The sequence below is a fragment of the Streptomyces sp. NPDC047017 genome, from assembly GCF_040644175.1.
Lineage (GTDB): Bacteria > Actinomycetota > Actinomycetes > Streptomycetales > Streptomycetaceae > Streptomyces.
Window position 1 is genome coordinate 21,137 of the sequence record NZ_JBEYVW010000024.1, and the last position, 19,311, is coordinate 40,447.

Consider the following 19,311-nt stretch of genomic DNA (forward strand, 5'->3'; position numbering starts at 1 on the left):
GGTCTCCGCCGTACGGCTCTGGCTCGCGGCTGCCGTGCGATCCCGGCTCGTGCTTGTCGTGCCGTCTCGGTCGGTCTCCGCCGTACGGCTCTGGCTCGCGGCTGCCGTGCGATCCCGGCTCGTGCTTGTCGTGCCGTCTCGGTCGGTCTCCGCCGTACGGCTCTGGCCCGCTCCGGCCCCACGGCCTCGGCCCGTGCCCGCCGTGCCGTCACGGTCGGTCCCCGCCGTGTGGCCCTGGCTCGCCCTCGCCCTCGCCCCCGCCCCCGCCATCCGGTCCCGGCCGGCAGGGTCCGCCGTGCGGGGTGGTGTGCCGCCGGGGCGGCGGGTGTCGTGGCGGCTCGGGGGGCGGGTGGCCGGGCGGCGCTGGGCCCTGGTCATGACCTTGTTCATGAGTCCCCGTTCTGCGATGTCGTCATGGCTGCGACGCACGGTTCCACCGAGTTCTACCGATCGGTAACTTCGTGCAGGGATCTTGTACGGGACCCGGTTCGGCAGGGGCAAGCAAGGCGTCGCCCGCGTCGCACGCCCGGCGGATTCACCTATCCGGGTGACCGCGGGGTGCGAAATCCGGGCGGTGAGAGGGACGTACCGGGTGACTTGTGAGGCGTGGGGTGGACGGGTCCGAGGGGGTCGGCGGGGACACGAAAGGGGACCCCCGCGCGGCCCCGCACGTATCCTGAAGGGCGTCCGGGCGGCCTGGAGCTACGCCGCCCCTCCGACCAGAAAGCGGCCAGCCATGCGCGTCTACGTCCCCCTGACCCTCCCCGGGCTCGCCGCGGCGTACCAGGCGGGAGAGCTGGGCGCGGGGCCGCTCGTCGCCTACGCCGTCACGCCCGCCCTGCGCGAGTGGTACCGCTCCGACGACCTGGAGGAACTGGAGTACGCCGCGCTGAACCAGGCCGCGCTGGCCTCCCTGCGGCTGCTGGCCGCCGACGGAGCCGCCGCGCGGCGCCGGGTCGTGGTCGCCGTGGACGTCCCCGACGGCGCGGCGAGCGGCGGCGCGGACGCCGCGGAGCCCGGCGAGGTGCGGGTGACCGGGCCCGTGCCGCTGGCCAGGGCGGCGGCGGTGCACGTCGACGCGGACGACGCCGGGCCGGACGTGACCGCGGCGGCGGGCGCCCTGGCCGCGGCGGACGCCGGTGACGACGGGGCGCGGTCCACCGTGGAGGCGGCCGAGGACCACGAGCTGCTGTGGTTCGCCACGCAGGAGATCGCGAATCTGGTGGCGGTGGGCGAGAGGTTCTGACTGTCAGTGGTGGCGGGTACGGTCTTGGACATGGGGATGCACTCAGGGGCGCACATCGTCTGGGACTGGAACGGCACGCTGTTCCACGACAACGACGCGATCATCGGAGCGACGAACGCGGCGTTCGCCGAACTCGGCCTGGCGCCGATCACACTGGAGCGGTACCGGGCGCTGTACTGCGTGCCGGTGCCCAAGTTCTACGAGCGGCTGATGGGGCGGCTGCCCACCGAGGCCGAGTGGGACATCATGGACGGGACGTTCCACCGGCACTACACCGAGCACCGGGTCCGCTGCGGCCTGGCCGAGGGCGCGGTGGAGCTGCTCACCGGCTGGACCACGGCCGGGCACAGCCAGTCCATCCTGAGCATGTACGGGCACGACGATCTGGTCCCGCTGGTGCGCGGCTTCGGGATAGAGGCGCACTTCCTACGCGTCGACGGGCGCACCGGGCCGTCCGGCGGCAGCAAGGCCGAGGACATGGTGCGCCACCTCGGCGCGCTGGCCGGCGTCGCCGACCCGGCGCGCACGGTGGTGATCGGGGATGCCGCCGACGACGCGCTGGCCGCGCGGCACGCGGGGGCCAAGGCCGTGCTGTACACGGGCGGTTCGCACGGCCGGGCCAGCCTGGAGGGGGCCGGTGTGCCGGTGGTGGACACCCTGCACGAGGCGGTCGAGGAGGCCCAGCGCCTGGCCGCGTGACGGCCGGGGACGGACCGCCCCCGTCACGGGGGACGGACCGCCCCCGTCACGGGAACCGGCCGGACCTCTCCCGTCGCTGTGCAGAACGTCAAAGTTCCACCCCCGGTTTTGTACACATACGGCTCATGACGGGAGCCCCGTGAAGAGCGATAGCCTGGTGGCGTGATCAGCGCGATAGTTCGCGGGGGCGCCTTCGCCTCCGCCCTGCGCCCGGTGTGCACGGAACACAACCGTGACCGGGCGGCGGTCGCTGGTCCTCGCGGGCGGGACGGGGCCCCGACGGCCCCCAGGACGCCGCGTCACCCCCGGGCAGCGGCGCCGCCGAGAGCAGCGTCACACCCCTCGGGTGCGCCGAAGATGGCCGATATCCCCCCGCTCCTCGCGTCTCGCGGCATAGCGTCGACAGGGTCCGGACACCCCGGGCCGGGACGGTACGCCGAAAGGGACGAGACCGTACTTCCATCAACGTCACGCAACGGCGCGCGACAGGAGCCAGAGGACAATGCAGACCAAGCTGGACGAAGCCAAGGCCGAATTGCTCGGAAGGGCCGTTCGGGTAGCTGAGAACAGTCCGGCCGGGGGGCACCTCCCGGCCGGGATGACAGGCGAGGGCAGCCCGGACCGGGACTCCGTCCTCGCGTTCCTCCAGCGCTACTACCTGCACACAGCTCCCGAGGACCTCGCCGACCGTGACCCGGTCGACGTCTTCGGAGCCGCTTTCTCGCACTACCGCCTCGCGGAGAACCGCCCGCAGGGCACGGCCAACGTCCGGGTGCACACCCCGACCGTCGAGGAGAACGGCTGGACCTGCAGCCACTCCGTCGTCGAGGTCGTCACCGACGACATGCCCTTCCTCGTGGACTCGGTCACCAACGAGCTGACCCGCCAGGGACGCGGCATCCATGTCGTGGTGCACCCGCAGTTCGTGGTCCGCCGCGACCTGACCGGCAAGCTCCTGGAGGTGCTGCCGGCCGGCCCGAGCGGGCAGCCGCTGCCGCACGACGCGCACATCGAGTCCTGGATCCACGTCGAGATCGACCGTGAGACCGACCGCGCCGACCTCAAGCAGATCACCGCCGACCTGCTGCGCGTGCTCTCCGACGTCCGCGAGGCCGTCGAGGACTGGGAGAAGATGCGCGACGCCGCCGTCCGCATCGCCGACGGCCTGGCCGACGAGCCGGTCCCGGCCGACCTGCCCGGGCCGCAGGTCGAGGAGGCCCGCGAGCTGCTGCGCTGGCTCTCCGCCGACCACTTCACCTTCCTCGGCTACCGCGAGTACGAGCTGCGCGGCGACGACTCCCTGAGCGCGGTGCCCGGCACCGGTCTCGGCATACTGCGATCGGACCCGCAGCACGCCGGTGAGGACAGCCACCCGGTCAGCCCGTCCTTCGAGCGGCTGCCCGCCGACGCCCGCGCCAAGGCCCGCGAGCACAAGCTGCTCGTGCTGACCAAGGCCAACAGCCGGGCCACCGTGCACCGGCCGTCGTACCTGGACTACATCGGCGTCAAGAAGTTCGACGCCGACGGCGAGGTGATCGGCGAGCGCCGCTTCCTCGGCCTGTTCTCCTCGGCCGCGTACACCGAGTCGGTGCGCCGCGTCCCGGTCATCCGCCGCAAGGTGGACGAGGTCCTGGACCTGGCCGGGTTCTCGCCCAACAGCCACGACGGGCGCGACCTGCTCCAGATCATGGAGACCTACCCGCGCGACGAGCTGTTCCAGACCCCGCCCGCCGAGCTGGAGCCGATCGTCACCTCCGTGCTCTACCTGCAAGAACGCCGCCGGCTGCGGCTGTACCTGCGCCAGGACGAGTACGGCCGCTACTACTCGGCCCTCGTCTACCTGCCGCGCGACCGCTACACCACGGGCGTGCGCCTGCGGATCATCGACATCCTCAAGGAGGAGCTGGGCGGCACCAGCGTCGACTTCACCGCCTGGAACACCGAGTCGATCCTGTCCCGGCTGCACTTCGTCGTCCGCGTCCCGCAGGGCACCGACCTGCCCGAGCTGTCCGACGCCGACAAGGAGCGCATCGAGGCCCGCCTGGTGGAGGCCGCCCGGTCCTGGGCCGATGCCTTCTCCGAGGCGCTCAACGCCGAGCTGGGCGAGGAGCGCGCCGCCGAGCTGCTGCGCCGCTACTCCGCCGCCTTCCCCGAGGGCTACAAGGCCGACCACTCCCCGCGCGGCGCCGTCGCCGACCTGGTCAACCTGGAGCAGCTGAACGAGGACAAGAAGTTCGCGCTCAGCCTGTACGAGCCGGTGGGCGCCGCCCCCGAGGAGCGCCGCTTCAAGATCTACCAGAAGGGCGGCTCGGTCTCCCTCTCGCAGGTCCTGCCGGTGCTCAGCCGGCTCGGCGTGGAGGTCACCGACGAGCGGCCGTACGAGCTGCGCTGCGCGGACCGCACCACGGCCTGGATCTACGACTTCGGCCTGCGCATGCCGAGGACGGGCACCGGCAACGGCGACCACCTCGCCGACGACGCCCGGGAGCGGTTCCAGGACGCCTTCGCCGCGGCCTGGACCGGCAAGGCGGAGAACGACGGCTTCAACGCGCTGGTGCTGAGCGCCGGGCTGGGCTGGCGCCAGGCGATGGTGCTGCGCGCCTACGCGAAGTACCTGCGCCAGGCGGGCTCCACGTTCAGCCAGGACTACATGGAGGACACCCTCCGCAACAACGTCCACACCACCCGGCTGCTCGTCTCCCTGTTCGAGGCGCGGATGTCCCCGGAGCGCCAGCGCGCCGGGCACGAGCTGGTCGACGCCCTGCTCGAAGAGCTGGACGCGGCCCTCGACCAGGTGGCCTCCCTCGACGAGGACCGCATCCTGCGGTCGTTCCTCACCGTCATCAAGGCCACCCTGCGCACCAACTTCTTCCAGGAGTCCGCGCAGGGCCGTCCGCACGACTACGTCTCGATGAAGTTCGACCCGCAGGCCATCCCGGACCTGCCGGCGCCGCGCCCGGCGTACGAGATCTGGGTGTACTCGCCGCGGGTGGAGGGCGTGCACCTGCGCTTCGGCAAGGTCGCGCGCGGCGGCCTGCGCTGGTCCGACCGGCGCGAGGACTTCCGCACCGAGATCCTGGGCCTGGTCAAGGCGCAGATGGTGAAGAACACCGTGATCGTGCCGGTGGGCGCCAAGGGCGGCTTCGTCGCCAAGCAGCTGCCCGACCCGTCCGCGGACCGCGACGCCTGGCTGGCCGAGGGCATCGCCAGCTACCGGATGTTCATCTCGGCGCTGCTCGACATCACCGACAACATGGTGGCCGGCGAGGTCGTGCCCCCGCAGGACGTGGTCCGCCACGACGGCGACGACACCTATCTGGTGGTCGCGGCCGACAAGGGCACGGCGACGTTCTCGGACATCGCCAACGAGGTCGCCGAGTCGTACGACTTCTGGCTCGGCGACGCCTTCGCCTCCGGCGGCTCCGCGGGCTACGACCACAAGGGCATGGGCATCACCGCCCGCGGCGCCTGGGAGTCGGTCAAGCGGCACTTCCGGGAGCTGGGCGTGGACACCCAGTCCCAGGACTTCACGGTCGTCGGCATCGGTGACATGTCCGGTGACGTGTTCGGCAACGGGATGCTGCTGAGCGAGCACATCCGCCTGGTCGCCGCCTTCGACCACCGGCACATCTTCATCGACCCGAACCCGGACGCGGCCACCGGCTACGCCGAGCGGCGCCGGATCTTCGACCTGCCCCGCTCCTCCTGGGCCGACTACGACACCGAGCTGCTGTCGGCGGGCGGCGGGATCTTCCCGCGCGCCCTGAAGTCCATCCCGGTCAACGCGCACATCCGCGAGGCCCTGGGCATCGAGTCGCACGTCACCAAGCTGACCCCGGCCGACCTGATGCGGGCCATCCTCCAGGCTCCGGTGGACCTGCTGTGGAACGGCGGCATCGGCACGTACGTCAAGGCGTCCACCGAGACCCACGCGGACGTCGGCGACAAGGCCAACGACGCCATCCGGGTGGACGGCGGCGACCTGCGGGCCCGCGTGATCGGCGAGGGCGGCAACCTGGGCTGCACCCAGCTGGGCCGGATCGAGTTCGCGCAGTCCGGCGGCAAGGTCAACACCGACGCCATCGACAACAGCGCGGGCGTGGACACCTCCGACCACGAGGTGAACATCAAGGTCCTGCTGAACGGCCTGGTCACGGACGGCGACATGACCGTCAAGCAGCGCAACAAGCTGCTCGCCGAGATGACCGACGAGGTCGGCGCGCTGGTGCTGCGCAACAACTACGCGCAGAACACGGCGATCGCCAACGCGCTCGCCCAGTCCAAGGACATGGTCCACGCCCAGCAGCGCTTCATGAAGCACCTGGTGCGCGAGGGCCACCTGGACCGGGCGCTGGAGTTCCTGCCCACCGACCGCCAGATCCGCGAGCGTCTCGCCGCCGGCAACGGCCTGACCGGCCCGGAGACGGCCGTCCTGCTGGCGTACACGAAGATCACGGTCGCCGAGGAACTGCTGCACACCTCGCTGCCCGACGACCCGCACCTGCGGGGCCTGCTGCACACCTACTTCCCGACCCAGCTGCGCGAGCGGTTCGGCGAGCAGATCGACAGCCACCCGCTGCACCGCGAGATCACCACCACGGTCCTGGTCAACGACACCGTGAACACCGGTGGCACGACCTACCTGCACCGGCTGCGGGAGGAGACCGGCGCGTCGCTGGAGGAGATCGTCCGGGCGCAGACCGTGGCCCGCGCGATCTTCCGCTCGGGTTCGGTGTGGGACGCGGTGGAGGCGCTGGACAACAAGGTCGAGGCCGACGTCCAGACCCGCATCCGGCTGCACTCGCGCCGCCTGGTCGAGCGCGGCACGCGCTGGCTGCTGAACAACCGGCCGCAGCCGCTGGAGCTGGGCGGGACGGTCGAGTTCTTCGCCGAGCGGGTGGGGCTGGTCTGGGCCGAACTGCCGAAGCTGCTCAAGGGCGCGGACCTGGAGTGGTACCAGCAGGTCTTCGACGAGCTGTCCGACGCGGGCGTCCCGGACGAGCTGGCCACGCGGGTGGCCGGGTTCTCCTCCGCCTTCCCGGCGCTGGACATCGTCTCGGTGGCCGACCGCATGGGCAAGGACCCGATGGACGTCGCCGAGGTGTACTACGACCTCGCCGACCGGCTGTCCATCACCCAGCTGATGGACCGCATCATCGAGCTGCCGCGGGACGACCGCTGGCAGTCGATGGCGCGCGCGGCGATCCGCGAGGACCTGTACGCGGCGCACGCCTCCCTGACGGCGGACGTCCTGGCCGCGGGCAACGGCACGGCCACGCCGGAGCAGCGGTTCAAGGTCTGGGAGCAGAAGAACGCGGCGATCCTCTCCCGGGCGCGCACCACGCTGGAGGAGATCCGCGGGTCGGACGCGTTCGACCTCGCCAACCTGTCGGTGGCGATGCGGACGATGCGGACGCTGCTGCGCACGCACGCGTAGTACGGCGTGCGTAGTACGCACGCGTAGTACGGCGTGAAGGAGGGCGCCCCGGGCCGGACAGCCTGGGGCGCCCTCCCGCCGTTTCCGGGCCGCCGACCGCCGACCGCCGACCGCCGACCGCCGACCGCCGACCGCGAGACACGGCACGGCAAATTTCTCCTTTCCTGCTAATCGGGATCATCAGGAATGATTCGGATAAAGTGGCGCGCGTGACTGTGACCCCCCTGGTCCTGCGGCACGATGCGCGCCGCGCCGTCTGAGGCGCGCCCCGCCGGACGGGCCGCCGCGCGGCCGCCGGCCGCCGCGAAACGTTCCGTCGCCCCCCGGGCCGCCGCCGCGCTGGTCCTCGTCCTGCTCCTCCTGGTCGTCGTCCGGCTGCCCTGGGCCGGGGACCTCGGCATGCACGCCGCGACCGTCCAGCGCCTGCGCCACGACCTGGCACACCCGGGCAACCCGCTCGTCGACGCCGACACCCCGAGCCCGTACTACTCGCCCTGGATGCTCCTGCTCGGCGGCATCGCACGGCTGACCGGCTGGTCGGTCTTCGTCGTCCTGCGGCTGGCCGCGCTGGCCGCGCTGGCGCTGCTGGCGACGGGCGTACGGCGGTACGTGCGCGCCCTGAGCGCGCACCGGGCCGCGCCCGCCCTGGCCGCGCTGAGCCTGCTCCTGCTCTGGGGCACCGTCCTGATCAACTGGAGCGGCTTCCCCTCGCTCAACTCCCTGGCGCTGACGGTGTCCTACCCGAGCGCGTTCGCCCTGGGCCTCGCCTTCCACCACTGGGCGTGGCTGACCCGGGCGCTGCGCACGTGCGCCGGCTGGGAGGTGTGGCTCGGGCTCGGGGCGCTGTGGGCGCTGATCCTGCTCTGCCACCAGTTCACCGGCGTGGTCGCCACCCTGGGCGCGCTCGCCACCGTGATCGCCGCCCGGCCCGGCCGGTCACTGGCGCCGCGGCTCGCCGCCGGGGCGGCCCTCGGGCTGCTGGTGCTGTGGCTGTGGCCGTACTACGACTTCTTCGCGCTGTTCTCGGCCGGCGGCGACCTGGAGGGCGTGCACCGCGCGCTGTACGCGTACTTCCCGGGCCGGTACTGGCTGGCGCTGCTCGGGGTGGCGGCGCTCATCCCGCGCGGGCGGCGCGACCACCGGGACGCGCTCGTGGTCTTCTTCGCGCTGGGCGCGCTGGTGTGCGCGGCGGGCTTCGCCACCGGTCACTACTCCTGGGGCCGGGCGCTGCCCGCCGCCCTGATCCCGGCGCAGCTCGCCGCCGCGCTGGCCGTGGTGGGGCCCGCCCGGCGCGCGGTGCGGGTGCGCTGGGCCCGGGTGCTGGGCGCCGCGTTCGCCGTGGGCGCCTGGACGCAGTCCGGGATGCTCGGCTACGTGGTGGGCCGGGCCGCGCTGCCCGCCGCGGTCGCCGTCAACTACACGCGCCCATGGCCCGGGTACCACTGGATCACCCCGCATGTGCGGTACGGCGACGTCGTGATGGCCCGGGACGAGCCGTCGCGGATGATCCCGGCGTACGGGGCCTACACCGTGGCGGCCGGCTACCCGGAGTTCTTCCTGCCGGACGAGGCCCGCCGGGAGCGGGCGGTGCGCCGCTACTACACGCGCAGCACACCGCTCGGCGTACGCCGGGACATCCTGCGCGCGTACGCCGTGCGCTGGGTGCTGGACGGCACCCGGCCCGAACGGGGCCCGCGGCTGCGCCCGGTGGCCCACGGCCCCGGCCGCCAGGTCCTGTACGCGGTGCTGCCCTGAGCGGCCCGGACAGGCCCACGGCCCCCCCGGAACCGAGCTAGGACTTCCCGCCGGTGAAGGACTCGTACGCCTCCAGGACCTCCTCGGTCGGCCCGTCCATGCGCAGCACACCCCGCTCCAGCCACAGTACGCGCTCGCAGGTGTCGCGGATGGAGTTGTTGTTGTGGCTGACCAGGAAGACCGTGCCCGCGTGCTTGCGCAGCTCGCGGATGCGTTCCTCGGAGCGCTTCTGGAAGGCGCGGTCGCCGGTGGCCAGGGCCTCGTCGATGAGGAGCACGTCGTGGTCCTTGGCGGCGGCGATGGAGAACCGGAGCCGGGCCGCCATGCCGGAGGAGTACGTGCGCATCGGCAGCGTGATGAAGTCGCCCTTCTCGTTGATCCCGGAGAAGTCGACGATGTCCTGGTAGCGCTCCCTGACCTGCTCCCGGGACATGCCCATGGCCAGGCCGCCGAGGTACACGTTGCGCTCGCCGGTCAGGTCGTTCATCAGCGCCGCGTTGACGCCGAGCAGGGAGGGCTGCCCATCGGTGTAGATCCTGCCGTTCTCCACCGGCAGCAGGCCCGCGACCGCCTTGAGCAGCGTCGACTTGCCCGAGCCGTTGGTGCCGATCAGGCCGATCGCCTCGCCCTTGTAGGCGACGAACGACACGTTCTTCACCGCGTGCACCCGGCGCGCGCCGGCGGCCTTCTCGGCCTTGCCGGGGCGCAGGATGCGGTTGAGGGCGGCGGTCGCGGAGCCGCGCCCCGAGCCCGTGCCGTGCACCCGGTAGACGATGTCGACCCCGTCGGCGACGACGGTGGGGATCTTCTCGGCGTTGCGCTCGTGCTCAGCCACGGCCGTACCTCTCCTCTGACTTCCAGAAGTAGACGAAGCCGCCGGCACCGGCGAGCAGCGCCCAGCCCACCGCGTACGCCCACACGTGGTGCGGGAGCTGGTGGGCCTTGAAGCTGTCGATGAGCGAGAAGCGCATCAGGTCGATGTAGACGGCGGCCGGGTTGGCCTCCAGCAGCGTCTTGACGAGCCTCGGCATGTGGCTGTGCTTGAGCGTGGCGTCGATGCTCCACATGACACCGGAGACGTACATCCAGGTGCGCAGCAGGAACGGCATGAGCTGCGCGATGTCCGGGGTCTTGGCGCCCATCCGGGCCATGACCATCGAGACGCCCGCGTTGAAGACGAACTGCAGCAGCAGCGTCGGGAAGGCCAGCAGCCAGGCCAGGCCGGGCGTCACCCCGAAGCAGAGCAGGATGATCACGAGCGCGGCCATCGAGAACAGCAGCTGCTGGAGCTGCTGGAGCGCGAACGAGATCGGCAGCGCGGCGCGCGGGAAGTGCAGCGCCCGCACCAGGCCGAGGTTGCCGGAGATCGCCCGGGTGCCCGCCATGATCGAGTTCTGCGTGAACGTCCAGACGAAAACGCCCGTCACCAGGAACGGGATGTAGTCGGACACGCCGTGGCTGGTGCCCAGCAGGACGCCGAAGATGAAGTAGTAGACCGCCGCGTTCAGCAGCGGGGTGGCCACCTGCCAGACCTGGCCGAGCTTCGCCTCGCTGTACTGCGCGGTGAGCTTGGCCGTGGCGAACGCGGTGATGAAGTGGCGGCGCGCCCACAGCTGCTGGACGTACTCCCGCAGGGAGGGGCGGGCGCCGCTGACCGACAGGCCGTGGCGGGCGGCGAGCGCCGCGAGATCGTCCTCGGCCGGAGCCGGGGTCGGGGGCGGTGTGTGGAGGACCTGGCTCACATCCGCTGCTTTCGCTCGGGGGGAGGGGTGCGAGATGCCCGGCTCCGTGTCCCCTGTCCGTTTTCTCGTGGTTCTCTTCACGAATTCTTACGTCGGGACGGGGCCGTATCGTCGCTACGTGAGCGTAGGGCCAAGTGACGTCGGAACGCAACCGTTTCGTCGTTACCCCTATGCTGGGTGTCATGACGACGAACGCCGGAGAATCCGAGACGCGTCCGCGCCGCCGGGCCCCCGCCGGGGCCGCCGTGCTCCGGGAGGACGTGACGGAGGCGATCAGGGCGGCCGTCTTCGGGGAACTCGCGGCCGTCGGCTACGCGCGGATGTCCATCGAGGGGATCGCGCGGCGCGCGGGCGTCGGCAAGACCGCCGTCTACCGCCGCTGGCGCTCCAAGCTGCACCTGGTGCTCGACGTCGTCTCGGCGCTCGCCGTCCAGGGGCTGCCCGCGCCCGACACCGGCGCCCTGGAGACGGACCTGCGGCTGCTGTACGAGGTGACCTCGCGCGCCCTGCGCCACCCGGTGGCCTCGCAGATCCTGCCCGACCTCCAGGCCGAGGCGGCCCGCAACCCCGACCTCGCCGAGGCCGTGCAGAACGCCCTGCGGGCCGGCCAGGAGGGCGTGGCCAGCAGCATCCTCACGGCGGCCGAGGAGCGCGGCGAGATCCGCCCCGGCCTCGACCGCGACCTGGCCCTCGACCTGATCTCCGGCCCGCTGTACTGGCGCGCGGTCGTCATCCGCACCCCGAACCTGCCCAAGGGCTACCTGGGCGCCCTGGCCCGGGGCACGGCGGAGGCGCTCAAGGCACTGTGAGTCCGGCGGGCCTGGCGACTGTCCTGGCGGGCAGGCCCGCCCGCCTGCCCATCCGCCGGTCGGCCGGCCTGCCCGCTGGTCGGCAGGCCTGCCTGCCCGCCTGCCCGCCTGTCCGCTGGTCGGCAGGGCCGCCAGCCCGCCGGTCGGCCTGCTGCCAGCCCGCCCGCCTGCCGCCGGTCCGGTCTGGTGAGGCCCGGTCTGGTTTGGTGAGGCCGGCGGGAGTGCCCGCCTGCCCGCCGACTGGCCCGCTACCTCGCCGGTCGGTCAGACGGCCCGCCCGCCTGCCGCCCGTCCGGGCCGGTTTGGTGAGGCCGGTCGGCCTGCCTGACCGCCTGCCCGCCGGTCGGCCTGCCTGACCGCCTGCCCGCCGGTCGGCCTGCTGCCAGCCCGCCCGCCTGCCGCCGGTCCGGTCTGGTGAGGCCCGGTCTGGTTTGGTGAGGCCGGCGGGAGTGCCCGCCTGCCCGCCGACTGGCCCGCTACCTCGCCGGTCGGCCAGTCGGCCCGCCCGCCTGCCGCCCGTCCGGGCCGGTTTGGTGAGGCCGGCTGGCCTGCCAGCCGGCCGACCGGTAGGCCCGCCCGCCGGTTGGCCTGCCCGTCTGCCACCGGTCCGGTCTGTGAGGCCGGACTCGGCATGGCGGGGCTCGGCCCGGCTCGGTCCGGTCCGGCTTGGAGCGGCCCGACTCCGGCCTGGCGGGGTGAGGTCCGGCTCGGTCCGGTCTGGCGCGGCCCGACCCCGGCCTGGTGCGGCCAGGCCAGCTCGCGTGAGGTCTGGTCTGGCTCGGTCCGGCTCGGTCCGGTCTGGCGCGGCCCGACCCCGGCCTGGTGCGGCCAGGCCAGGCTCAGCCCAGCCCGCGTGAGGTCCGGTCTGGCTCGGTCCGGCTCGGCTCGGTCTGGAGCGGCCCGACCTCGGCCCGGCCCGACCTCGGCCCGGCTCGGCCTGGCGCGACCCGACCCCGGCCTGCCTGGCCCGACCCCGGCCTGGCCCGGCGAGGCCCGGCTCGGGCCCGGCGAGGCCGGGCTCGGCCCGGCCTGGAGCGGCCCCGCCAGGCGTGGCCCAGCCCAGCCCGTATGAGGGACGGCCCGGCGCGGTCGTCCGTCAGGCTCGTGCCGCCTCCGGGTGGTGGTGGAGCCAGCCCGCCCAGGCCGAGGTGATCATGTCGTGCAGGTCGTGCCGGGCCTTCCAGGCGAGTTCGGTGCGGACGCGGTCGGCGGAGGCGACCACGCGGGCCGGGTCGCCGGGGCGGCGCGGGGTGACGGTCGGCGGGCGGTCGTAGCCGGTGACGGCGTTGATCGTGTCGATCATCTCGCGCACGGAGACGCCCTCGCCGCGGCCGATGTTGAGGGTGCGGGCGAGGCCGGGGGAACCGCGCAGGGCGCGGGCCGTGGCCACATGGGCGTCCGCCAGGTCCACCACGTGGATGTAGTCGCGTACGCAGGTGCCGTCCGGGGTGGGGTAGTCGTCGCCGAAGACGCGCGGCGGCGTGTCCTGCGTCAGCCGCTCGAAGACCATCGGGACGAGGTTGTAGACGCCGGTGTCCGCCAGTTCGGGGGCGGCCGCGCCCGCCACGTTGAAGTAGCGCAGGGACGCCGTCGCCAGCCCCGTCGCCCGGCCGGTGGCGCGCACCAGCCACTCGCCGGCCAGTTTCGTCTCGCCGTACGGGCTCATCGGCGCGCAGGGCGTCTCCTCCGTGACCAGTTCGACGTCCGGCATGCCGTAGACGGCCGCCGAGGAGGAGAACACGAACGCGCCGACGCCGGCCGCCGTGACCGCCTCCAGCAGCACGCGCAGCCCCTCGACGTTGTCCCGGTAGTACTCCAGGGGCCGGTCCACCGACTCGCCGACCTGTTTCTTCGCCGCCAGGTGGACCACGCCGGTGACCTCGTGCTCGGCGAGGGTCCGGGCCAGCCGCGGCCCGTCCAGGGTGGAGCCCACCACCAGGGGGACGGTGTCGGGGACCCGTGCGGCGATGCCGGTGGACAGGTCGTCGTAGACCACCGCCCGCTCGCCCGCCCCGGTCATCGCGCGGACGACGTGCGCTCCGATGTAACCGGCGCCGCCGGTGATCAGCCAGGTCATGTGCGGGCGTCTCCTCGTCGGTTGTTCCAGGATCAGGATGGGGTCGTGTCGTTCCAGGGGGGCCCGCGGGAGCGGCGCCCGGGGCCGGCCCGCTCAGCGCCGCGGCCGCCGCAGCCGCCGCAGCCGGCCGCGCACCACCGAGAGCGCGCCGTGCGCGCCGGTCGCCAGGCGCAGGGCGAGCGCGCCGGAGTGCGTGGCGTAGGGCTGGGCGAGCAGGACGCCGAAGCGCAGGCTCGGCACGGCCCGGCGGCGCAGTGGCCCGGCGTCCGTCCGGGCGTGCGCGGTCACCTCGCGGGCCGTGCCGTCGGCGAAGCGCACCCGCAGCCACAGGTCCCAGCTGCCGGTGCCCAGGGCCGCCAGGTCCACGGCCGCCGCGGCCGTCCAGGTGCCGTCCGCGGCGGGCGTGAGCGCGGCGATGGCGCGCCGCGCCGAGCGGCCGGCCTCCCGGTGCCGCCACTCCAGCTCCAGCGCGCGCGGGCCCGCGGCGGCCACCCGGCCGTACATGTCGTGCAGCCGCAGCCGCAGGACGGTGCCGCGCGGGCGGGGGCGCAGCGTGGCGTCCACGGCGAGCGGCAGCCGGTGCGCGGGCCGGGTCAGGTACGGCTCCAGGGTGACGCCGGGCAGGTCGCCGGCCCAGACCGGGACGCCGTCGCCGGTGCGCGGGTAGGGCGGGCACAGCCGGGCCGGGCGGGCGGCCAGCTCCCGCAGCCGGGGCAGGTCGCGCGGCTCGGGGCAGGCCAGGATCACCCGGGCGAGCAGCGGCCCGGGGGCGGCGGGTTCGGCGGTCCGGTCGGCCGCGTCGTACTCCGCGAGGTAGGCGCGGGTGTGCGCCCACCACGCGCGCCGGTAGTGCGCGTCGCGCAGGCCCAGCTCGCGCACGTACATGCGCAGGTCGTGGTCGAGGAACTTGGCGCGGGCCGCGCGCGCCAGCTCCTTGCGCCCGGCGCCCAGCAGGATGGCGTACGCCTGCCCGTTCGCCGTGGTGCGCGCCCGCCAGTTCTCGATGGGTGCCCGGTCCAGCGAGATCGACAGCCGTTCGGCGGACCGGCGCACGTGCCAGGTGTAGACCCGGTCCGGCACCAGGACCAGGCGCGGGGCCGCGGCCATGACCTGGGCGGTGAACACGATGTCCTCGTAGGGGAAGCGGCCCTCGGGGAAGCGGATCGCGTGTCCGCGCAGGAAGTCCGTGCGGTACAGCTTGTTGACGCACAGCGTGTCGTGCACGAGGTCCGGGCGCCCGTCCGGTCCGGCGAGCACCGCGCGCCGCGCGTACAGCCGCGGCTGCCAGGGCACCTCGCGCCCCGAGGGCAGCTCGCGGCGTACGCACAGCCCGCTCGCCACCTGCGCGTCCGCCTCCTCGGCGGCCGTCAGCAGCGCGTCCACCGCGCCCGGCGGCAGCACGTCGTCGCTGTCGAGGAACATCACGTACGGGGCGGTGACCGCGTCGATGCCCGTGTTGCGCGGGCTGCCGCAGCCGCCGCTGTTGGCCGCGCGGCGGATCACCCGCACCCGCCCGTCCGCCCCGGCGAGCCCCTGGAGCACCGCGTGGGTGTCGTCCGTGGAGCAGTCGTCGACGGCGACGACCTCGCGGACCGCGTCGCCCTGGGCGAGCGCCGACCGCACCGCGTGCGCTATCCGCCGGGCGTCGTCGTAGCCGATGACGACGACGCCGACCCGGTCGGTGCGGTGCGGTTGCGGTCGCGAGTGCATGGAGTCCACGGGCGCATATCGTAGGTGTGCGGCCGGCCCTCTCCGGTCAGGACGGACTGAGCGTCCCGGACGGGAGACGGTCCTGTTCGGGGTCGGGGAGCGGGGGCGGCGCCGGTGCTCTCGTCGAGCGCCACAGCCGGCGGAACGAGAGCAGCGTGCCGGCCGCGAGCAGGCCGTTGCGAACGAACATCAGCACACAGCCCGTCCACGTACAGCCTGCCACCTCGCGGTAGAGCATGGGGTAGGCGACCACGCTGACCAGGCAGGCCGCGGCGATCAGCGCGGCCACCGGGCGCTGGGTGGTGTGCCGGGAGGTCAGGCACACCGCGGCAAGGCCCAGCAGCCAGATCATGTACTGCGGGCTGATCACCCGGCTGGTGACGGTGAACAGCAGTACGGCGGTGAGCGCGGCGTCGTAGGGCGTGGCCGCGGTCCAGTGCCGGGCCCGGACGCGCCACAGCACCAGGAGCCCGAGCGCGGCCGCCGACAGGGCCAGCGAGATCCGGGCCACGGCGGCGACGTGCGGGCCGGTGAACTCCAGCGCCCCGTACTGGTAGCGGACGGTGCCCGGCCAGCCGGCGTGGGTCGCGAGGGCGAGCGCCGTGCCGCCGAACGACTCGATCTGCACGCCCCGGCCGCCCTGCTGGCGCACGAAGGCCAGCGGGTTGCGGAACACCCAGGCCAGGACCAGGGCGGCCCCAGTCCCCGCGCCGGCCGCCCAGCTCCACGCGGAACGCGTCGCACGGCCCCGGGGCGTGCCGAGCAGGACCAGCGCCGGCCAGACCTTCACCAGGGCGCCCAGCGCGGCGAAGACGCCGCACGCGCGCGTGGAGCGCTCCAGCGCCAGCAGGGAGAGCACGGCCAGGGCGGTGACCTGCACGTCGTAGCGGGCGAGCGGGATGTGCAGCAGCAGCGGCAGGCCCAGCGTCCAGTAGGCGGCCCCGCCCAGGCTGCGGCCGGTCCGGGTGCCCGCGCGGGCCAGCGCCGCCGCGATCAGCGCGTCGCAGGCCAGGGTGAGCGCCACGAACGCCTGGAAGTACGTCAGGCCCGGCAGCAGCGCCGGGGACAGCAGCACCGCCCCGGCGCCCGGCGGGTACTGCCACAGCGTGTCGTGGGCGGGGAAGGCGCCGTGCGCGAGCACGAGGTACCAGTGGTCGTACAGCTTCCACACCTCGCGCGCCACCGCGCCCCCGCCCAGCAGGGGCAGCGTGTCGCGGGCGAGCAGCCACAGCATCAGGGCGCGGGTGAGGAGCCAGGCGGCGGTCAGGGCGAGGAGGCGGTGCCTCGTCGACGCGACGGTCAGGGCGCGCGGCACCCTCGGGAAGGCACTCATCACGGCGGATCGTAGACCGCGTGAATGCCGCGTAAGCGGTGATACACCGGCAATCACCGGTAAGTGTGCCGGGTGGCGGCGGGGGTGCCGCGCGAGCCGGCCGGTGCGCTCACCCGTGGTCCGGGTCCGGCTCCTCCAGCGCGGCCGTGTCCAGGGCGTCGGTGAGCCGGTCCAGGCGGGCGCGCAGGTCGCCGACCTCCTCCGGGGTGAAGCCGGTCGCCGCCAGCATCCGGCGCGGCACCCGGGCCGCGCGCTCGCGCAGCGCCGTGCCCTCGGCGGTGAGCCGCACCTCGACCGACCGCTCGTCGCGCGCACTGCGCTCGCGGTGCACGAGTCCGGCCGCCTCCAGCCGCTTGAGCAGCGGGGACAGGGTCCCCGAGTCCAGGCGCAGCCGCTCGCCGAGCCGCTTCACGGGGGTGACGCCGTCCTCCCACAGCACCAGCATCACGAGGTACTGCGGATAGGTCAGCCCGAGTTCGCCGAGCAGGACGCGGTAGACACCGTTGAAGGCGCGCGAGGCGGCGTGCAGCGAGAAGCAGATCTGGCGGTCCAGGCGCAGCCAGTCCTCGTCCGGCGCGGTGCCCGGCGGAACCTCGGTAGTCATGCCCCCAGGGTAGCTCTGACGTCATTCAGTTGTGCACAATTTAATTGTGTGCTGTACTCAAGCGGTACGCACCGGACTCCACCGACGTTCCGAGAGGGATGGTTCTCCATGGACGCGCTCTACACCGCCGTCGCCACCGCCACCCACGGCCGCGAAGGCCGCGCCTTCAGCTCCGACGGCAAGCTGGACGTACGGCTGGCCCCGCCGGCGGAACTGGGCGGCGACGGGCAGGGCACCAATCCCGAGCAGCTGTTCGCCGCCGGGTACGCGGCCTGCTTCGCCAGCGCCCTCGCGCTGGTCGCCCGCAAGGCGTCGGTGGACCTGAGCGACGCCGCCGTCACCGGCGAGGTCGGCATCGGAAAGCAGGGGGAGGGCTTCGCGCTCGCCGTCACCCTGCGCGTGGAACTGCCCGACACCGTGGACCGGGCCACCGGCCGCGAGCTGGTCGAGCAGGCCCACCAGGTGTGCCCGTACTCCAACGCCACCCGCGGCAACATCCCGGTGGAACTCGTCGTCGAGTAACCCCGCCGGGATCACCCCATCGAGTGATCGGCCGCCGTGACGCCGCGTTCACCCGCCTGGTGCGGGAGCGCGGTCCGCGCGGCGGCCCGCCCCGCCACCGCCTCAAGGAGCAGCGGCACCCCCATCACGGGCAGCAGCCAGGCCAGCACGATCAGCCGGTCGCCCCACACCGTGATGTCGGGGTGTGCCGCCTGGTTGAGCAGCCCGGTGCACCCGACCGCCACCACGAAGGCGCCGAACGCCCGGCCGCCCCGCCGCAGCGCGCCCCACGCGCCCGCGGCCAGCAACGCCGCGAACAGCGGCTGCCACAGCTGCCGGCGCAGCCACTCCCGCCAGAAGTGCGCCTCCAGGCGCAGCAGTTCCGGCCAGGGGTGGGCGCGGTCGGGCCGGGCGTAGTGGTCGGTGAGCAGGTCCTGGAGGCTGTCGGACTCGGTCGGGTAGTGCAGCGCCCGCGCCGCCAGCAGCGTGCCCGCCACCGCGCAGCCGGCCAGCGCCGTGACCACCAGGACCTCCCGGCCCGCCGGCCGTCGCCGCGCCCACCGCCGCCCGCAGACCACCGCGCCCGCCCCGGCCAGGCACAGCCCGAGGAACAGCGCCTGGGAGTGCTTCACCGTGAACAGCGCGAGCAGCGCCCCGGCCACCAGCGCGTACCCGGAGCGGCGGTGGCCCGCCAGCGCCCGCGCGCAGCCCCACAGCGCCGCCAGGGTCAGCGCCATCATCAGGCCCTCGGTCATCGGCCGCATCGCGGTGGTGCCGCACGGCAGCACGTAGTAGAGGGCCTGGCCGGTCAGCGCCACCGGCACCCGCACCCGCCGGGTGCGCAGCACCAGATACACGAGGACACCGCCCGCCGCGGTGACCGCCACGCCCGCCGCCCACAGCCCCCAGGTCGCCCCGAGGACCGTGACGAACGGGATCAGGAACACCGGGTAGCCGGGCCGCACCTCGAAGATCCGCATGAAGCGCACCGACATGAACGGCAGCGTGTGCCCGGCGCTCTGCCCGGCCCGCAGCCGCGTGTCCACCTCGCGCCACAGCTCCGCCCGGCAGGCCCGCGCCACCCGGGCGGCCGGACTCGGCGCACGGAAGCGCAGCACGTCCACGCTGTGCTCCCGGCGGGCCCGCGCCGCCCGGCCCGCGCAGGCGTAGTCGATCGTGACGGCGGCCGTGGCCCGCTTGTCCTCGCCGCGCAGGCTCAGCGCGTACGCCAGGTAGTTCTTGGTGTCCGGGGTGTCCCGGCCGGTCACGGTGGAGAGCTGCACCAGCGCGAACAGCGCGGCCAGGACCAGCACCCAGGTACGCGGCCGCCAGGTACGCGGCCGCAGGCGGCCCGGCCGGGACATGCGCGGCCGGGGCGTGCGCGGCCAGAGCGTGCGC

At 73.8% G+C, this 19,311-nt stretch carries 13 protein-coding genes; 6 read left to right on the forward strand and 7 right to left on the reverse strand.

The features are described from left to right. Positions 1–736 precede the first annotated feature (736 nt). From ABZ858_RS31815 to ABZ858_RS31830, 4 genes are all read left to right on the forward strand, one after another. On the forward strand, positions 737–1,246 hold the full coding sequence (locus tag ABZ858_RS31815) for a hypothetical protein (RefSeq protein WP_361386475.1): 510 nt from the start codon (positions 737–739) through the stop codon (positions 1,244–1,246). A 30-nt stretch (positions 1,247–1,276) separates the two neighbouring features. Continuing rightward, entirely contained in the window at positions 1,277–1,945 is a 669-nt protein-coding gene (locus tag ABZ858_RS31820) for an HAD hydrolase-like protein (RefSeq protein ID WP_361386478.1), read from the forward strand. 502 nt (positions 1,946–2,447) lie between these two features. After that, positions 2,448–7,382: an NAD-glutamate dehydrogenase gene (locus tag ABZ858_RS31825; RefSeq protein ID WP_361386481.1), complete on the forward strand. Its 4,935-nt coding sequence runs from the start codon at positions 2,448–2,450 to the stop codon at positions 7,380–7,382. 240 nt (positions 7,383–7,622) lie between these two features. Continuing rightward, positions 7,623–9,137 carry a hypothetical protein gene (locus tag ABZ858_RS31830; protein ID WP_361386484.1) on the forward strand — a complete coding sequence of 505 codons (1,515 nt, stop codon included), beginning with the start codon at positions 7,623–7,625 and terminating at the stop codon, positions 9,135–9,137. A gap of 37 nt (positions 9,138–9,174) precedes the next feature. Here ABZ858_RS31830 and ABZ858_RS31835 read toward each other — a convergent pair whose 3' ends face one another. After that, complete coding sequence (locus ABZ858_RS31835) at positions 9,175–9,972, reverse strand: ABC transporter ATP-binding protein (RefSeq protein ID WP_361386487.1); 798 nt, start codon at positions 9,970–9,972, stop codon at positions 9,175–9,177. After that, positions 9,965–10,879, reverse strand: a complete 915-nt coding sequence (locus tag ABZ858_RS31840; protein ID WP_361386490.1) for an ABC transporter permease — start codon at positions 10,877–10,879, stop codon at positions 9,965–9,967. The genes ABZ858_RS31835 and ABZ858_RS31840 overlap by 8 nt, the downstream gene beginning before the upstream one ends. A gap of 182 nt (positions 10,880–11,061) precedes the next feature. On the opposite strand from ABZ858_RS31840, the gene ABZ858_RS31845 reads away from it, so the two are divergent. After that, positions 11,062–11,688, forward strand: coding sequence for a TetR/AcrR family transcriptional regulator (locus ABZ858_RS31845; protein WP_361386493.1), 627 nt, complete (start codon positions 11,062–11,064; stop codon positions 11,686–11,688). Between the two features lie 1,096 nt (positions 11,689–12,784). Here the strand turns inward: ABZ858_RS31845 and galE are convergent. The 4 genes from galE to ABZ858_RS31865 form a co-directional block, all read right to left on the reverse strand. Beyond that, positions 12,785–13,765, reverse strand: coding sequence for a UDP-glucose 4-epimerase GalE (gene galE, locus ABZ858_RS31850; protein WP_361386496.1), 981 nt, complete (start codon positions 13,763–13,765; stop codon positions 12,785–12,787). A gap of 93 nt (positions 13,766–13,858) precedes the next feature. Next, a complete protein-coding gene (locus ABZ858_RS31855; protein WP_361386787.1) occupies positions 13,859–15,475 on the reverse strand; it encodes a glycosyltransferase family 2 protein in 1,617 nt (538 codons plus the stop codon). 46 nt (positions 15,476–15,521) lie between these two features. After that, positions 15,522–16,808, reverse strand: a complete 1,287-nt coding sequence (locus ABZ858_RS31860; protein ID WP_361386499.1) for a glycosyltransferase 87 family protein — start codon at positions 16,806–16,808, stop codon at positions 15,522–15,524. Positions 16,809–16,917: 109 nt separating this feature from the next. Further along, on the reverse strand, positions 16,918–17,412 hold the full coding sequence (locus ABZ858_RS31865) for a MarR family transcriptional regulator (RefSeq protein WP_361386502.1): 495 nt from the start codon (positions 17,410–17,412) through the stop codon (positions 16,918–16,920). Positions 17,413–17,520: 108 nt separating this feature from the next. Here ABZ858_RS31865 and ABZ858_RS31870 point away from each other — a divergent pair, with 108 nt between their 5' ends. Beyond that, positions 17,521–17,934 carry an organic hydroperoxide resistance protein gene (locus ABZ858_RS31870; protein WP_361386505.1) on the forward strand — a complete coding sequence of 138 codons (414 nt, stop codon included), beginning with the start codon at positions 17,521–17,523 and terminating at the stop codon, positions 17,932–17,934. 11 nt (positions 17,935–17,945) lie between these two features. Here ABZ858_RS31870 and ABZ858_RS31875 read toward each other — a convergent pair whose 3' ends face one another. After that, positions 17,946–19,277, reverse strand: a complete 1,332-nt coding sequence (locus ABZ858_RS31875; protein WP_361386790.1) for a hypothetical protein — start codon at positions 19,275–19,277, stop codon at positions 17,946–17,948. Positions 19,278–19,311: the final 34 nt, after the last annotated feature.

Excerpts from the sequence above, each read along its gene's own strand:
- ABZ858_RS31870 (WP_361386505.1), top strand. The coding sequence starts at position 17,521 with ATGGACGCGCTCTACACCGCCGTCGCCACCGCCACCCACGGCCGCGAA.
- ABZ858_RS31830 (WP_361386484.1), top strand. The coding sequence starts at position 7,623 with ATGCGCGCCGCGCCGTCTGAGGCGCGCCCCGCCGGACGGGCCGCCGCG.
- ABZ858_RS31855 (WP_361386787.1), bottom strand. The coding sequence starts at position 15,475 with ATGCACTCGCGACCGCAACCGCACCGCACCGACCGGGTCGGCGTCGTC.
- ABZ858_RS31815 (WP_361386475.1), top strand. The coding sequence starts at position 737 with ATGCGCGTCTACGTCCCCCTGACCCTCCCCGGGCTCGCCGCGGCGTAC.
- ABZ858_RS31845 (WP_361386493.1), top strand. The coding sequence starts at position 11,062 with ATGACGACGAACGCCGGAGAATCCGAGACGCGTCCGCGCCGCCGGGCC.
- ABZ858_RS31875 (WP_361386790.1), bottom strand. The coding sequence starts at position 19,277 with ATGTCCCGGCCGGGCCGCCTGCGGCCGCGTACCTGGCGGCCGCGTACC.
- ABZ858_RS31825 (WP_361386481.1), top strand. The coding sequence starts at position 2,448 with ATGCAGACCAAGCTGGACGAAGCCAAGGCCGAATTGCTCGGAAGGGCC.
- ABZ858_RS31820 (WP_361386478.1), top strand. The coding sequence starts at position 1,277 with ATGGGGATGCACTCAGGGGCGCACATCGTCTGGGACTGGAACGGCACG.
- ABZ858_RS31860 (WP_361386499.1), bottom strand. The coding sequence starts at position 16,808 with ATGAGTGCCTTCCCGAGGGTGCCGCGCGCCCTGACCGTCGCGTCGACG.
- ABZ858_RS31865 (WP_361386502.1), bottom strand. The coding sequence starts at position 17,412 with ATGACTACCGAGGTTCCGCCGGGCACCGCGCCGGACGAGGACTGGCTG.
- galE (WP_361386496.1), bottom strand. The coding sequence starts at position 13,765 with ATGACCTGGCTGATCACCGGCGGCGCCGGTTACATCGGAGCGCACGTC.